This is a genomic window from Robinsoniella peoriensis, from assembly GCF_000797495.1.
GTDB classification, from domain to species: domain Bacteria; phylum Bacillota; class Clostridia; order Lachnospirales; family Lachnospiraceae; genus Robinsoniella; species Robinsoniella peoriensis.
Window position 1 is genome coordinate 34685 of the sequence record NZ_JTGN01000016.1, and the last position, 16111, is coordinate 50795.

Below are 16111 nucleotides of genomic sequence, written 5' to 3' on the forward strand. Positions count from 1 at the left end.
AAAGTTACGATACGGATTTGATGGTGAAAGTTTAACTAGTGTGATAGAATAGCAATTAATAGAATTGCAGCCTAAAAGTTTCGTATAAGGAGAATTATATGCAGGAAGAAGAGAAAGGGACCTATGAGTTTGATTTGAATTATTTAATCAATCATATTCCCGGAGGAATCGCAATTTATAAACTGGCAGATCCGTTGAAGATATTGTATTTTAATGATGGAGTTTGTGCGTTAAGCGGTCACTCACGAGAAGAATACTGGGAGATAGTGGAATCTGATGCAATTGAGATCGTTTTGGAAGAAGACCGCAAGGAATTAAATAATGAAATAATAGCGGCTTTATCAGAAAATAGAAAAATTGATGCAACTTATCGGATCAGGCATAAGGACGGAGGAGTTGTCTGGATCCATCTGTCTGCCCTGAGGATTCGGGAAGAGGGAGGATTTCCAATCTATTACGCTATCTTTATGGATATCAGCGAGGAGAGAAATACCCAAAGACATCTAAGTGAGCTGGCGGAGCGGGATAGCCTTACGGGAGCGCTGAACCGGATCAGTTTTGAGCAGAAGATCGAAAAATATCTGAGCGGGCACGAAACGGATATGTCAGCATTTTTAATGCTGGATATTGATAATTTCAAGCAGATTAATGATTTCCTGGGGCATACGAAGGGAGATGAGATTCTTTGCAGGATTACGAAACTTCTCAAAGAAACCTTTGGTGAAGGAAGTTTTGTTGCGCGTATGGGTGGTGACGAGTTTGCAGTTTTTGTTACCCGAATCTCTATGGAAGAGGAACTGACCATGCTCATTCAAAAATTTTTCCGCATTTCATGTGCGGAGTATGATTACCAGGACAGTAAAATTTACATGTCCTGTTCGATGGGTATCAGCCGGGTTCCCAAAGATGGATTTCAGTATATGGAGTTATATACAAAGGCAGATAAAGCGCTGCTGTTTGCCAAAAACAATGGGAAGAATCAATACCGTTTTTTTGGAGAATTAATGTCATCGCCATCTTCTTTATTGCTGCGGAATATGGAATGGCTGCTGGATGAAGGAACGAATGCAATTTATATCTGCAATGTAGAAAATTATGAACTGTTATATATGAATAAATTAGCACGCCAGATGGCAAATACACAGGGGAATACTTATATTGGAAAAAAATGCTACAAGGAATTGATGCATTTGAACGATCCATGCCCATTTTGCAAGATCTCCAGTATGAAAAGGGAATCGTTCTGCGAGCGCAGGTTTAAGGTACCATATTCAGGAACAGAGTTATTAATGAAAGGGAAAATAATTAACTGGAACGGAATTAAGGCTCATGTTGAATTCATTATGGATATTTCAAAGTATAGGATGATAGAATAAGGGAGAAGTTTAACATGGACAGTATCAAAGATAAGATGGTCTTCAAACCGGAGTTTCCTTATCGGATATTCATTTCAAATTCAAGGCAGATGTATTTTCATTCCCATGATTTTCTGGAAATTAATTACGTTATTTCAGGAACGGGTTTCTATCTGATTGAAGAAAAAGAATATGAAATATGTGAAGGCGATATTTTTATCATTAATAACCTGGAACGCCATATGGCAGTTCATGACGGGAGTCTGCAGCTTAAGGTGATTGTGTTTGATCCGGCTTTTTTCTGGGACAAAAATCAGGGATATCAGTTTCTGGAACCTTTTTTCAACCGAAGCCCTAACTTTACCAACCGGATCAGACCAAGCCAGGAGGGATATATCGGACTTCAGGAGGACCTGGAACATATATGTGATGAATATGCCGGAAAACATACGGGATGGGAGCTGTTTGTAAAATCCTGGACCCAGCTGTTTCTTGCCAGACTCTACCGATTCTATATAGACAGCTGCCTGGAAGAGGATTTTGGGAAGCGGCACAAGCCGTTTATCCGGCTGCAGCCCGTTTTGGATTATATCCATGAACACTATATGGAACAGCTGGAGCTGGATGAAATGGCAAAAGTGGCAATGATGAACAAAAGTTACCTCTGTTCCTGTTTTAAAAATATTCTTCATATGAGGATATTTGAATATATTGACCAGCTCAGGATTAACCAGGCATGTATGCTGCTGACCACTACAGAGATGAATATAACGGAAATTGCAATGAAGACCGGATTTAACAGCGTGTCTTATTTTAACAGGATATTTAAAAAGGTGCAGGGAGTCTCTCCGGGCACTTACCGGAAAATCCAAATATAGTGCAAAAAATACTGGATATTGGGCAAGTAATTGGGCTCCTCCGATGATATGATTTGATTATAAATAGCGGAGATAAGGAAACCCCGGAGTTTGACAGAACGGATGGAAACCGGGGTTTGAAGGAGGAGCAGGTATGCAGTATAAAAAGGATTGGGAAGCCACAAAACAAAGATTTGATGATTACTGGAAATGCCAGAATACAGGCAGGCCGATTATGCGTGTAACAGGTATAAAACCGGAATATTATCCGTATTCACTTCCCGCAGCGTTAAAATCAAAGGATATGGAAGATAAATATATGAATGCCCAGGGAATTGTAAACCGCTTCCGTCATTATTGCGAGACGCATGAATTTCTGGGAGAAAGTTTCCCGAATCTGAATGCTGATTTTGGTCCCGGTTCCATCGCAGGATATCTGGGAAGCGAAATTGTATTTCAGGATAAAACGGTATGGTTTGAGCCATGTGTAGAGGACTGGGAAGAATGTAAACCTTTAGTCTTTGACCCGGATAATATATGGTTTAAGAAACATATTGCACTTTTTGATGAATGTAAGAAATTAATCGGAAATGATTTTCCAATTGCAATTCCGGATCTTATGGAAAATGTAGATGTTCTGGCATCTCTGCGTGGAGCCCAGGAACTGATCTACGATATGATTGACGATGATGAAGAGGTAGTCAGACGTGTGCAGCAGGTAACCGATGTCTACCAGAAGTACTATGATGCCTTTTATAAATATGCCCAGTATGAAGGAGGCAGTGCATACACGGTATTCCAGATATTCGGAAGCGGAAAAACCCAGAAGCTGCAGTGTGATTATTCTGCTTTGCTCTCTCCGGAATATTTCCGTACCTTTGTATTGGATTCACTGAAACAGGCAGTTAAGGGAGTGGATAACGTCCTGTATCATCTGGATGGACCGGATGCTATTAAGCATATGGATGCATTGATGGAAGTGGACGGTATCAATGCACTGCAATGGACCAGCGGAGACCATGGACCGGACGGAACACTGGAAGAGTGGGATGTGATTTACGATAAAGCAAGGGCGGCCAATAAAGCTCTATGGGTAAAGGTATATTCCGGAGAATTTGATGACTGGATCCGCAATACCGAAAGAATTGTTAAGAAATATGGTTCCAAAGGTTTATACCTCTTCTTCAATGATATGCCTCTGGATCAGGCGAATCAGTTGATTGCTTATGCGGAGAAAAACTGGAGCGATGTAAAAGGAACATTTTAAAACGAACATTATAAAACGAACATTTTAAAATAAAAGACTGCACCGAAGGATGTTTGATAAATTCAAATTTACTCCGGTGCGTTCTTTTTTATAAAAATATATACTTCTTATGCAATTAAAGCTTTTTCGCCCGCAATTCCCGCCGGTAGGCATTTGGCGGTGCACCGTATCTTCGTTTAAAAAGGCGGTTAAAGTAAGTCTGGCTGGAGAACCCTGCCTTATCCACGATGTCTTTTAGTTTCATATCTGAATTTTCCAAAAGCCCTGCTGCATACTTCAGACGTTCATCATTCAGGTAGTCGTTAAAATAAAATCCGGTCTGCTGATGAAAGATATTTCCGAGATAGGATGGGTGCATATTCAGCTTAGCTGCCAGGGTTTTAAGTGAAATATCCTTGTCGGAGAATTCGTGTACGGCATTAATGACTGCATCTACGCAGGGATAGGATGCAGTCTGCAGCAGCTGCTTCTGGGATAGCACTTCATATCCCGTATGGATAAATGTGTGAAGATAAGAAATCATGTCAGCATTATTTTGTATTTCCGGCTTAAGGCACTTTAATAATTCAATCATAGAAGCATGTGGCTGCAGATCAGTGCTTGTCTGTGAGGTACACCAGCTTAAAACAGACAGAATACAAGGAATATGTTTGGAAGGATCAAGTGCCTTATCCAACAGACCGGTTACCTGGGAAAGATATTCCTGTTCTGTAATATCGGTGTAGTCCTGCTCAATGACGTTTAGAGAAGTAATTGGCAGATCCATATCCTGATAGATAAAGCTGCTCATTTTAGTGTACTGGAGAAACAGATATTTTTTTGCATTCCGGTAGCTGATACTGACATCCTCGTAATTGTTAACGGTATTCCCGGTAGAAACAAAAAACGGGAAATTCAGGATTACCCTGGCGTTCTCCAGTTCAGACAACAGACTGTCAAGGGGAAGCTCTGTGGTGGGACTGCTGATAATACAGACCAGGCGGGACGGTGTCTCAAAATAAAAGTGACTGATATAAGTACCCACAAAAAGGGATAGCAGATAGTCAAATAAATGGGACATTTTCTCGGTTGTCTGAGAAATGCCCGTATCCGCAGTGAAAATCATCACCGTATAATTATTCAGATACAGGTTTACGCCAAGCATCTGGGCGCGAGTAATAAATTCGTCTTCGCTGAGAGACCCTTTCACCCAGCTTTCCGTAAAGATACTTCGAAAAGTCAGCATCATGGAACCGTAAGTATTGGAAAGGGTGGAGCGTTCTTTCAGATGGCTGACAATCCGGCTGATCGATTCTCCCAGTTCATCTGGATTCAGCGGCTTCAACAGATAATTTTCAGCACCGTGGCGCATAGCAGTCCGGACATACTCAAAGTTATCATAGGCAGAGAGTACTAAAATAGAGATCAGCGAGTTTATTTTACGCACTCTTTGAATCAATTCCAGTCCATCCATCTGGGGCATGGATATATCCGTGATCAGCAGATCTACCGGATTGTTCTCCAGATATTCCAAAGCGTGGAGAGGGTTTGTTGTGCTGCAGCATATTTCAAAATTAAAACCGGTCCAGTCAATGGCCGTTTTCATTCCTTCAATCACAAAAGGTTCATCATCAACAATTAATACCCGATACATAGCAGGGCCTCATTTCTTATCATAAGTTTGATGCTGCCGCAAAGGCAGCTGTTTCTATATTTTATACTAGCGGATTGTTTTAAGAAAGTCAAGACTTGAAGAAATGTGGATAGAATTTAGACACAAGCCTTCTAAATCAGATGAAAAAAAGCTTTTTAGTAGGAATTGTGTTGAATATATTCTGGCGCTTGAAATTCTGGAAAGCAAAATATAATATTGCAATACCATCTGCTCAGATATTTGGCAAACACCTGTAAAGTAGAATCATTTCAACTTTCTGGCTTTCCGATAAGCCCTTGGTGAAGCCCCGTTCACCTTATAAAACAAATCCCCAAAATAATTACTGTTTTCAAAACCACAGCGTGTTGCAATTTCGGTAATAGAATCATTTGTGTGGAGGAGCTCATAAGAAGCTTTTTGTATGCGGATCTGTGTCAGGTATTCTTTAAAGCCAAAACCGGTAACGGCTTTAAACTTACGGGAAAAGTAGGTAGGGTTTAAATTGGCTTCTCTGGCGGCATCTTCCAAAGTGATGGACTGCCAGTATGACTGGCTGATGAAGAAGGCGGCTTTGCCTATGGCTTCGTCCTGAGGTGTCAAAGGGGAAGGGGCAGGCGTATGCTCTTCCTGCTTGAGCCTTGTAAGCTGCACAAGCAGCCGGCACAGGGATTGTGACGTTAACATTGTGGAAAATTCATCCTTTTGTTCAAATTCCTGAAAAAGATGATTGATTGTCTGCATAATTTCTTCATGACAAAGCTCGGATACATGCAAACAGGGTGTTCCCAGAAAGTTGTCTTTTATCAGGTCCGGGAAGGCATCCGTAAGTGCGGAAATATAGCAGGGATCAAACATGATCACAATTCTCTCGTGTGCAGATACCTGGGAATATGTAGTGCGGTGCAGGAGTCCGGGGGAGATCAGGGCAAAGTCATGGGGGCACATGGCATGTACTGTGTGCTGAATAAAAAATTTCTGTGTGCCGGACAGAAGGTAATAAAGTTCATAGCAGTCGTGAGAATGGGATTCGGGCATACGGAAACTGCTGTTTCGCCTCAACTGGTTTATAAAAAACAGCGGAGGATCATTTGTGAGTTCTTTATTGTCTGGATTCATTTCAATATTGCCTTTCCTAAATATATATGATTTGATTATTTTTAATGCTCCCTATTAGAATAACACAAAATATCTGTAATTCAAGCTGATCTTCACGAAAAAACAGTAGATATCAATAAGATTTTGCGGTAAAATACAATACAAAATACAGTTCATAAAACAGTTAATGAGACAAGAGCATGAAAAAAATTTATGGCACCAGCCTTTGCTGTCCAAAAAAGGTACGCATTTGTGACGCAGCGGATCTTAAGTATTTCGCTGGTACGGGTATTTTTTGACATGTTCTAAAGGAGCAGACATCATGGAAGAGAATAACGCGGGGCTGTCGGCAAAAGATCAGAAGTTTCGGGATTTTACGCTGAACGGGAATATGTGGAAGGTAGTATGGCAGGTCGCATTGCCGCTATGTGTATATCAGTGTCTGGGTCAGGTATTCGGAGTGCTGGATACCATGATGGCTTCCCATATCAGCTCCAATACGGTATCAGCAGTGGCCTATCTGGCTCAGATTAATTCTATCATTTCGGCGGTGGGCGGAGGTCTGGCGGTAGGTGCCAGCCTGAAGGTAAGTGAAGCTTATGGTGAGGGAAAATATGACCTGGTAAAAAAACGGGTCAGTACCCTGTATGCCATGTGCGGTGTTTTATCTGCAAATATACTCCTGCTCATTCCGTTTACCCGGCAGATTCTGGCTTTTGCGAAAACGCCGCCGGAGCTGATTGCAGAGGGCAATACCTACTTTCAGCTGCAGCTGCTGGCGATGGTTATTATTTTCTTCAACAATGTGTTTATTGCCATAGAACGTGCCAGGGGCGAAACAAAGCTGATTATGAAAATGAATATTATTGTAATCCTTACCAAGACATCTTTGACCGCCTTGTTTGTTTATGTTCTAAAAGGCAGTATCGTTACAATGTCTCTGGCTACGATTATTTCTCAGTCAACTTTAATGGTGATCGGGCTGATCAAGATGAATCGTGAAAAGAATGCGTTTGGATTTTCAATACGGTTTGTGTCTTTCAAAAAAAGATTGTCAGGACCTATGATTATACAGTCTGTTCCTCTGGTTGTAGAAAGGGCTTTATTCTCTATGGGGAAACTGATGGTAAATTCCATGAGTACACTGTATGGTGTTCTTACCGTGGGGGCATTGGGGGTTTCCAATAATCTGGGAGGCTTTGCCGCTGCACCGCAAAACGGTTTACAGGAAGGAGCCGCTTCCGTAATCAGTCAGAATATTGGGGCAGGCAAATTTGACCGGGCATTACAGGCGTTTTGGAGTGTCTTGGTTTATAATTTAATTGCAGGGGCTGCTGCATATGCCATTGCAATGGGATTCTTACAACAGATAAGCGGCATGTTTTCGGAAAATGACCCGGAATTTCAAAGACTGATTATGAAAATATTCCGGTTTGAAGCTATGGGGTTCGTACCTCTTGGGATTAATTCGGCTGTCATGGCGCTGCTTTATGGTTTGGGGAAAACAAAAATATCATTGTTAATCAGTATGAGCCGTGTCTTTGTGTTCCGGGTACCGGTTCTATGGTTTCTGCAAAATTTTACGAATCTGGGAAGTGAAAGCGTAGGTATCGTAATGATGGTCAGTAATATATCCGTTGCCTTTGTGGCAATTCTGGCTGCTGCAATTGTTATACCGGCTGCAAAGAAAAAATATTGGGGGACACATAGAGAAAAAAGTAAGCGCTTCCATAATATGGATGTCAAAAATATTAAAAATATGAAAAAAATATAAAAAAAGATGAAATTTGTACAAAAATATTGAATCTCTACTATATAAAAAATTCTAAAAATCCCTTATACTTTCCTTAACGACGAAGAACAGACGGAAAACACACCGTCTTGAAAAAGATAATCGGGAGGGATATTGTATGAGGGCTTCTAGTCAAAAAAATGTAAGCACTTCCAAAAAGACATTAAGAAAGCACATCTATGAATATCGATGGATCTATGCACTAGGATTACCGGGGTTAATTGTTTTATTCCTGTTCTGCTATATGCCGATGAGAGGTCTGTTGATGGCATTTCAGGATTACAATCCACATTTAGGTTTACTCCATAGCAAATGGGTGGGGATTAAACATTTTGAAGCACTGTTTCAGGACCCCAAATTTTATAACATGTTAAAAAACACTTTGATCATCAGTGGATTAAGCCTTTTGACTTTTCCGGCGCCAATCTTCCTGGCTTTGATCATGAATGAGGTACGGAATGCGAAGTTTAAAAAGCTCGTACAGACTTCGGTATACCTTCCGCATTTTCTATCCTGGGCGATCGTAGCCAGTCTGACATTTTTCCTTCTGTCTACAGAACAGGGCCTTGTAAACAAGATTGCGAACCTGCTGGGATATGAATCTACGGCTTATTTATTCAGTACCAAATGGATTTATCTGGTTATTGTAATCCAGTCACTCTGGAAAAGCATAGGCTGGGGATCCATCGTATATCTGGCAGCGATTTCCGGAATTGACCAGTCACTGTATGAGGCAGCAAAAATGGATGGGGCTAACAAGTTCCAGTGTATGATGAAAATCACACTTCCAAGTATTATGCCTACCGTAGCTGTTATGTTAATCCTGAGAATGGGAACGATTATCTCCGTAGATTTTGAACAGGTATTCCTGATGAATAACGCGATGGTTAAATCGAAACTGGAAGTATTTGAGGTCTACATATATAACAACAGTATTGCCAGCGGAAGTACACAGTACTCTTACACAACCGCAATCGGATTGTTTAAATCTGTAATTAATACGGCACTTGTTATCTTCACAAACTGGATTACGAACCGCAAAGGTTATGACGGGGTTATGTAAAGATGAGGATGGAAAGGAGAGCGAATAAAATGGGTATGAAAGCCAAAGAAAATATTTATCAGAGCATTTTGTGGTTAATTCTTATTATTATAGCAGGTACCATGATTCTGCCATTCCTGTATGTTGTAGTATTATCCTTTACAGATTCCACAGCGTATGTAGCAGGCGAATTTATGTTATGGCCGAAAAAATGGTCTCTGGCGGCATATAAACTGATCTTATCGGGAACAGGATTCCTGAATTCCCTGAAATCAACAATATTTATTACAGCAGTTGGAGTACCGCTAAGCGTCTTTTTAAATGCCGGACTGGCATATATGTTGTCAAAGCCCATACCGGGAAGAAGTTTCATCAATAAATACGTTATGATTACTATGCTGTTTACGGCTGGTATGGTTCCAAACTTTATGAATATCAATTCATTAGGATTAATAGATAACTATTTTGCATGTATCCTGCCGGCAGCATGCGGGGCATGGAGCATCATGGTAATGAGATCTTTCTTCCAGTCATTACCCATTGAACTGGAGGAGGCAGCAAAGATTGACGGATGCGGACAGCTTCGTATCTTTGGAACCATTGTAGTTCCTCTGTCCAAAGCAATGCTTGCAACCATGACACTGTTTTCCTTTGTAAGTTATTGGAATACATACTTTAACTCCATTATGTACATGACATCTACAGCGAAGGCTTCTTTACAGGTATATGTGCAGAAAGTTGTACTATCATCCAATATTTCAGATGTCCTGGATGTGCAGTCAACCGTTCAGAATGCCGTTCCGCAGGAAGTTATGAGAATGGCTGCGGTAGTAGTTGTTGTGTTGCCCGTATTAATTATTTATCCATTCCTGCAGAAGTATTTTGAGACAGGAATGATGGTAGGAGCAGTCAAAGGTTAAAAACGCGGAGCGTTTTGCATAAAAAGAATATTTTTTAGGAGGAATAAGATATGAGGAAGAATTTTAGAAATCAGGTAGCTCTTGGTTTAGCAGCAGTTTTGGCAGCATCTGCTCTGGCAGGATGCGGCGGTTCAGACGGCAAAACCACAGAAGCAGCAAAAACAGAAGGAACACAGGCAGAAGCAGCTACGGGAGATACTGCCGGCGGCGAAACAGCAGCATCAGGTGAAAGCGGAGACCGCATGACAATTTCTGTTATGGGTATTGACTGGGGATATGGTCCTCTGGCAAACAGTGAGATGGAACAGTACTGGGAAGATATGTTTGATGTAAATCTGGAAATTGAATGGGTGAACTATCAGGATTTTGACCAGAAGGTAAATACTTTGATTGCCGCAGACAGTATGCCGGATGTTATCCAGGTGAGCAAGCAGGGAAATGGTTCTTATTATTATCCGGTGTTTACACAGGCGGTAGAAGCAGGATCTTTTGTAGATATGACACCTTACTTATTTGATAATGGCAACGGAATTGCCGAGACCAATGCAGTTATGAAAAACTGGGACGAGAATATGTGGGATCAGGCAAGATATAACGGCGGCATTTATATTCTTCCAAGAAGTAAGGCGGAAAGCGGACAGAATTCCGGTATAGAAGTCAGAAAAGACCTGATGGAAAAATATAATTTCACGGAAGAACCAAAAACCATGGAAGAATTGAAGACCTGGTTAATCGATCTGTCTAAAGCGGCATCTGAAGGTGAAGGCAAGAAGATTTATGCTCTGGAATATTTTGATGATGATTTTATGAATGACAGAATTAAAGCTTTTGCAGTAGCGTTTACAGGACAGTCAGATTGGTCTGTAAATGAAAACGGCGAATTTGAATACATGCAGTTTAAAGATGAATATATCAATTTCCTGAACTGGATGAAAGATTTATACGATGCAGGTGTTATTGATCCTGAATTTGCTTTAGCAAATGCCGATACTTCTAAATGGAAAGCAGGCAATTCCGTGGCATACCTGACAGCATGGTATAACTGGAATCAGTCAGCAGACCTTACCAGTAATAAAATATTTGATGAAAGTACAGGACCGGAATTAAAAGCATGGTGTCTGATGCCGGTTAAGGGAGACAAAGCATATACGGTAAGTCCAAACTATACGGACATTGATTCCTGTATCGCAATCAGCGCTAAATGCTCTGATGAAAAAATTAAGAAGATTATGGAAGTATTTAATGCAACAGAAGAGACTCATCCGGGATACGATTCTGTAATGATGGATGGTGTACAGGATATTCATTATACCTTAAAAGAAGACGGAACAAAAAATACAGATGATGAAACATTTAAGAAAAAAAGACAGGATGGTTATGTAGGTGCATGGAACCAGATCTTCTTGAAAAAAGATGCGGATCAGATAAACGACAAATTTATGAAAGACGGAACCAAGAGAGCATCTGATGAAAATATTGCAAAAGTAAAAGAAATCAAAGAGTTTGTATATAGCGACTTAAAAGAAACCGGAATGAAAAATGCAATCAGTAACCTTCAGTCAGCAACTTACAATAATAACTGGAATGTATTGACCGATGATGTAAATACCCTTTGTGCACAGTATATTATGGGACAGATTGGGGAAACAGAATGGAAAACCTTTGTACAGGGAATCGTAGATTCTGCTGACTACAAAGCAATCCAGCAAGAATTTAAAGACGCAGCGGCAGAAGCAGCTAAATAATAGAAATTGGCAACAGGGTTCATTCACGATATGCTTAACAACTGAGAACTGACAGATGAAAAGTACGTGGATGTGCCCTGTTAATCTGTAAAGCAGTATTGCAGGCAGGACCGCGATATGCAGGAAGTATAAGGTTGAAAGAAAATTATGAGATAGAAAGGATGCCATGGTGTGATTCTTTCAACCTGTTTTAGTGTGGCAGTATTGCAGGCAAGCCTGCAATATGCAATGGGTATAAATATGGTTAATCAGGATTTTTTTCATGAGATTGCAATGACAAAGCATCCAATTGGGACAACAGATAAAGAAGTACAGCCTTTACCAACACCGGATATCTGGTCTTCAAAAGAAGACTGCCGTCAGCATAAGATTTCCTGGGAGAAGGAAAAGACATTCGAAGAGCAGTGTGAGAAATTCACGCGGGACTTAGAAGCTATGAGAAAGCAATACCGTCCATACATGAAGAACTATCTGCCGCTTGCAGAGACGGGGACAGAGAGTATTCAATTGCGTGAATTTGAATTCCGCTATCGGGAAAAAGGAGAGGTATTTACAGAACGGGATGATGTCAATAAGGTATGGGAAAAAGTAACGGTACCTGATTACAGAGGTCCTGCGCTGGAAGATGGAAAGTGGAGCGGTTATTACAGATGCTCTTATAGAGATACATGGTCAGAAGGGCTCATTCAAAATAAGAAGAGAGCTGTTCTGTATTTTCAGTGTGTGGACTATATTGCTGAAATATATCTGAATGGCAATTATGTAGGCAGCCATGAAGGATTTTTTGCTCCTTTTTCTTTTGATGTTACAGATTACATGCAAGAAGAAAATGAATTGGTTATCCTGTGTAAAAATGATGTGCCGATACTTGGCGTTGGTCCGGTTTTGGATGGGGATAAAATCTATGCGGCTACCGGACCCGGATGGGATGACCCAAATGTTGGATGGCACCATTGTCCGGCAGGTGCTGGAGTATTTGGAAGTGTTGCCCTGGAGATTCGCCCGGAAGTATACCTGGAAGATATTTTTGTAAGACCGGATATTGACAATGATATGGTGGAAGTACGGCTGGGGGTCCTGAACTATACAGATGAGGTGAAAACAGATTACAATTTGGATCTGGATCTGCTGCCACGTAATTATGAAGGGAGAAAGATCGGAGATTTCCATACGACGATTCCATACGTGGGACCGGGAAAGAATGAATACCGCTACTTTATACCGGTATCAGATTACAGGCTTTGGGAACCGGATACCCCGTGGCTTTATGGAGCCCGGGCAAATCTGAGAAAAGGTAGTGTATCTGTTTCAGGCAGGAGCCAGAATTTTGGACTAAAAAAATTTGTGAGTGATGAAACCTCTGTACCAAAAGGGAAATTTTATCTGAACAACCATCCCATAGTACTTCGCGGTGCCAATGAAATGGGACACCTCCAACAGTGTGTGATGAAGGGAGATTTTGACCAGTTGGTGGATGACATTCTGATTGCCAGGATGTGCAATATGAATTATTACCGTATCACTCAGCGTCCGGTACAGGAAGAAATCTATGATTACTTTGATATGCTTGGAATGATGCACCAGTGTGACTTTCCCCTTTTTGGTTTTCTTAGAAGGCCTCAATTTGCAGAAGCAGTGAAGCAGGTGCAGGAGATGGAACATCTGGTAAGAAAGCATGTATCTGCTGTGTTAGTTACTTTTATAAATGAACCCATGTGTATTCGGCGCACCGAAGATCCTGATGATAAATATTCCAGACGCTATGAAGCTAAAGGACACCGGCATCTGTTAAGAGATGAACTGGAGGCATTTTTCGCAGCGGCAAGAAAGGCAGTATATGTGGAAAACCCTGATCGTGTGATTAAAAATGTGGAAGGGGACTATGACGGGCCTACCGCAGAAGGTATGCCGGATTTTCACTGTTACACCATGTGGTATACCAATCATGGAGAACCGATTGGCCGACTGCTGAAAGGATATCTGCCCCCGGTTAAAGAAGGCTGGATGATTGGATGCGGTGAATATGGTGCCGAGGGCTTGGATCATGAGGAGGTAATGCGCAGTTTCTATCCAAAGAAATGGCTGGAAACACAGCCTGACGGATCCTGGTATCCGGATAAAATTGTTCGTGCACAGACCTATTCGGTACAGGGGGACTGGTATGAGGAACAGAATAATATAGCTGACTGGGTAAGGGAGAGCCAGATTCATCAGGCAAAAGCCACAAAGCTTTTGACGGATGCCTATCGAAGAAGGGGCGATATTATAAACCATACGGCAATTCATCTGTTGATTGATGCATGGCCGTCAGGCTGGATGAAGACCCTGGTAGACTGCAGGCGTCAGCCTAAAAGGGCATATTTTACTTATCAGGAATCGCTGCAGCCGCTCCGGGTAAATCTCTATACCGGGCGCAGCAATGCTTATCTGGATGAACAGGTGGACGTAGAGGCGTGGCTGTTAAATGATACGGGGAAAGACAGTGTATTGACAATCCGGGCAGAAGTATTTGCAGGTCATGACACAGATCCCTTCGCGGCTTATGAAATGGAAGATACAGCATTAGCGGCGAATGCCATATGTGCCGGCAAGATTCCGTTAAGCTTTGAGGAAATGCCGGGATTTAACGGCACTCATGCAGAAGTGCAGATTAAAGCAGCTATTTTAAATGAAGAAGGAAATGTTCTGAATACAGAAACCTTATTTCTACAGGTGTATAAACGTAAGATACATACGGAGAAGGTCAGAACAATTGGTGATGAAGCAATCTTACTTTGCACTAACTTGGGATTAACGCCAATAGAAACCGAAGATCAGACTACCTTAGGACAGTCTGACGCAACCGGCAATGATATCTTAATAATCAGTGATTTTAGTTCTGACAGCGTTTCAGAGGCAGAAGCCCATGCTAAGGCTGGCGGACGAAGCATTCTGCTAATGCCGGAGAAAAAAGTAATACTTAATATCGGAGAAAAAGAGGTATCCACAAAGGGATGTGGGGAACTGTTCTTTGCGGCAGCAAAGAAAGAGTTCCAAGATTATCCGATTTCCATGGTATATAACAAAGAAAAGGGATATATTGATGCTACTGCATCCTTCACTGTTCAGACGGAGCTTCCGGGCGAGGCACTGATATATACTTATGACAAGCAGGGGGCGGGAAAAAACCAGGGCGCAAAACCGCATCTTCCGTTTGTAAAGAAATGCCCACTGGGTGCAGGTGAGATTCTGTTGATAAGTCTGGCCAGATCAGGAAGAATCGGATGTAATCCGGGATTGGATGAACTGTTCAGAAATTTGATCTTGAAAGGTGAAAGATAAGATGGGATTGCTTGAGCAAGAAATAAAAAGCAGAAATCTTCCGGAGCTATTTAGAAATAAAGACAATGAGGCTGTACAGAATGAAAGCGGCTGGAGATCCAGACGGGAGGAGATAAAAAATCTGCTTTGCAGAGAGTTCTGCGGCTGTTTCCCAAGAATTACGCATCGAATAGCAGGTAAACAGGTTCTGGAGGATGATAGTGCCTACGGTGGCAAAGCGGTGGTGAAGACCATAAACCTTGGGATTGCATCCGATTATTCTTATGTATCATTTCCATACCGTCTCATGCTTCCGAAAAATGCAGAGCGTCCCCCTGTTTTTCTCTATCTGGCATTTTCACCGGAAATTGCGGATGGGTTAGGAGAAGAAATTCTGGATGCCGGATATGGTGTGGCAAATGTTTATTATCAGGATATTACCGCCGATTATTATGACGAGCATCAAAGCGGATTGGGCAGGTTTTGTACCAGGAATAATTATGACAGCTGGGGGAAACTGGCAATGTGGGCATGGGGGAGCAGCAGAATCCTGGATGATATTTTGGAAAGGGAGGAAATAGATGAAAAGAGGGTTGCAGTTCTGGGGCATTCGCGTCTGGGAAAAACAGCGTTAATTGCCGGGGCTTTTGATGAGAGGTTTTCCCTGACGGCTGCAAATGAATCCGGCGCGGGTGGAGCCGCTCTGTTTCGGGGGAAAACCGGGGAGCAGATAGAAAATCTCTATGGGAAGGGATCCAGACTCTGGTTTGACGGAAATTTTTTTAACTACCGAAAGGATCTGACCCGGATGCCTTTTGACCAGCATTTTCTCCTGTCCCTGACAGCTCCCCGCCATCTCTATATAGCCAGTGCGGACAGGGATGACTGGGCAGATCCAAAGTCTGAATTTTTAACGTGTGCGGAATGTTCGAAAGTTTGGAATCTGTATGGAGAAGAAGGTCTGGTTTCACCGGACCGCCTGCCGGAAACAGGAGCATGTTACCATGAAGGCAGAATCGGATACCATTTGCGGCGGGGGACTCATTATCTCAGCCGGGATGACTGGAGACAGATAATTGCATACCGGAATCGGCATGGAGTGTGA

At 41.9% G+C, this 16111-nt stretch carries 11 protein-coding genes; 9 read left to right on the forward strand and 2 right to left on the reverse strand.

Annotation, left to right across the window (positions count from 1 at the left end):
• The first annotated feature begins 98 nt into the window (after positions 1–98).
• From QR40_RS24760 to QR40_RS24770, 3 genes are all read left to right on the forward strand, one after another.
• The gene (locus QR40_RS24760; protein ID WP_044297234.1) at positions 99–1376 is read left to right on the forward strand and encodes a sensor domain-containing diguanylate cyclase; all 1278 of its coding nucleotides are present in this window, start codon (positions 99–101) and stop codon (positions 1374–1376) included.
• Positions 1377–1390: 14 nt separating this feature from the next.
• Positions 1391–2233 carry an AraC family transcriptional regulator gene (locus QR40_RS24765; RefSeq protein ID WP_044297236.1) on the forward strand — a complete coding sequence of 281 codons (843 nt, stop codon included), beginning with the start codon at positions 1391–1393 and terminating at the stop codon, positions 2231–2233.
• 133 nt (positions 2234–2366) lie between these two features.
• Entirely contained in the window at positions 2367–3479 is a 1113-nt protein-coding gene (locus QR40_RS24770; RefSeq protein WP_027294950.1) for a uroporphyrinogen decarboxylase/cobalamine-independent methonine synthase family protein, read from the forward strand.
• A 115-nt stretch (positions 3480–3594) separates the two neighbouring features.
• On the opposite strand, the gene QR40_RS24775 is transcribed toward QR40_RS24770, so the two are convergent.
• Together QR40_RS24775 and QR40_RS24780 are read right to left on the reverse strand one after the other, a co-directional pair.
• Complete coding sequence (locus tag QR40_RS24775; protein ID WP_027294949.1) at positions 3595–5112, reverse strand: response regulator; 1518 nt, start codon at positions 5110–5112, stop codon at positions 3595–3597.
• A 264-nt stretch (positions 5113–5376) separates the two neighbouring features.
• Positions 5377–6228 (reverse strand): helix-turn-helix domain-containing protein, encoded by an 852-nt coding sequence (locus QR40_RS24780; RefSeq protein ID WP_044289497.1) that lies wholly within the window; start codon positions 6226–6228, stop codon positions 5377–5379.
• Positions 6229–6529: 301 nt separating this feature from the next.
• On the opposite strand from QR40_RS24780, the gene QR40_RS24785 reads away from it, so the two are divergent.
• From QR40_RS24785 to QR40_RS24810, 6 genes are all read left to right on the forward strand, one after another.
• The gene (locus QR40_RS24785) at positions 6530–7981 is read left to right on the forward strand and encodes an MATE family efflux transporter (RefSeq protein ID WP_044297237.1); all 1452 of its coding nucleotides are present in this window, start codon (positions 6530–6532) and stop codon (positions 7979–7981) included.
• Positions 7982–8117: 136 nt separating this feature from the next.
• Positions 8118–9062 (forward strand): ABC transporter permease, encoded by a 945-nt coding sequence (locus QR40_RS24790; RefSeq protein ID WP_027294947.1) that lies wholly within the window; start codon positions 8118–8120, stop codon positions 9060–9062.
• 29 nt (positions 9063–9091) lie between these two features.
• Positions 9092–9961, forward strand: a complete 870-nt coding sequence (locus QR40_RS24795; RefSeq protein ID WP_027294946.1) for a carbohydrate ABC transporter permease — start codon at positions 9092–9094, stop codon at positions 9959–9961.
• 50 nt (positions 9962–10011) lie between these two features.
• Complete coding sequence (locus tag QR40_RS24800) at positions 10012–11706, forward strand: type 2 periplasmic-binding domain-containing protein (protein ID WP_044297238.1); 1695 nt, start codon at positions 10012–10014, stop codon at positions 11704–11706.
• 195 nt (positions 11707–11901) lie between these two features.
• Positions 11902–15027 (forward strand): glycosyl hydrolase 2 galactose-binding domain-containing protein, encoded by a 3126-nt coding sequence (locus QR40_RS24805; RefSeq protein WP_152614277.1) that lies wholly within the window; start codon positions 11902–11904, stop codon positions 15025–15027.
• Positions 15017–16111, forward strand: coding sequence for a glucuronyl esterase domain-containing protein (locus QR40_RS24810; RefSeq protein ID WP_152614278.1), 1095 nt, complete (start codon positions 15017–15019; stop codon positions 16109–16111). The genes QR40_RS24805 and QR40_RS24810 overlap by 11 nt, the downstream gene beginning before the upstream one ends.

What these genes read in the sequence shown, in the direction of transcription:
- QR40_RS24760 (WP_044297234.1), top strand. Translation starts at nt 99, where the DNA reads ATGCAGGAAGAAGAGAAAGGGACCTATGAGTTTGATTTGAATTATTTA.
- QR40_RS24765 (WP_044297236.1), top strand. Translation starts at nt 1,391, where the DNA reads ATGGACAGTATCAAAGATAAGATGGTCTTCAAACCGGAGTTTCCTTAT.
- QR40_RS24770 (WP_027294950.1), top strand. Translation starts at nt 2,367, where the DNA reads ATGCAGTATAAAAAGGATTGGGAAGCCACAAAACAAAGATTTGATGAT.
- QR40_RS24775 (WP_027294949.1), bottom strand. Translation starts at nt 5,112, where the DNA reads ATGTATCGGGTATTAATTGTTGATGATGAACCTTTTGTGATTGAAGGA.
- QR40_RS24780 (WP_044289497.1), bottom strand. Translation starts at nt 6,228, where the DNA reads ATGAATCCAGACAATAAAGAACTCACAAATGATCCTCCGCTGTTTTTT.
- QR40_RS24785 (WP_044297237.1), top strand. Translation starts at nt 6,530, where the DNA reads ATGGAAGAGAATAACGCGGGGCTGTCGGCAAAAGATCAGAAGTTTCGG.
- QR40_RS24790 (WP_027294947.1), top strand. Translation starts at nt 8,118, where the DNA reads ATGAGGGCTTCTAGTCAAAAAAATGTAAGCACTTCCAAAAAGACATTA.
- QR40_RS24795 (WP_027294946.1), top strand. Translation starts at nt 9,092, where the DNA reads ATGGGTATGAAAGCCAAAGAAAATATTTATCAGAGCATTTTGTGGTTA.
- QR40_RS24800 (WP_044297238.1), top strand. Translation starts at nt 10,012, where the DNA reads ATGAGGAAGAATTTTAGAAATCAGGTAGCTCTTGGTTTAGCAGCAGTT.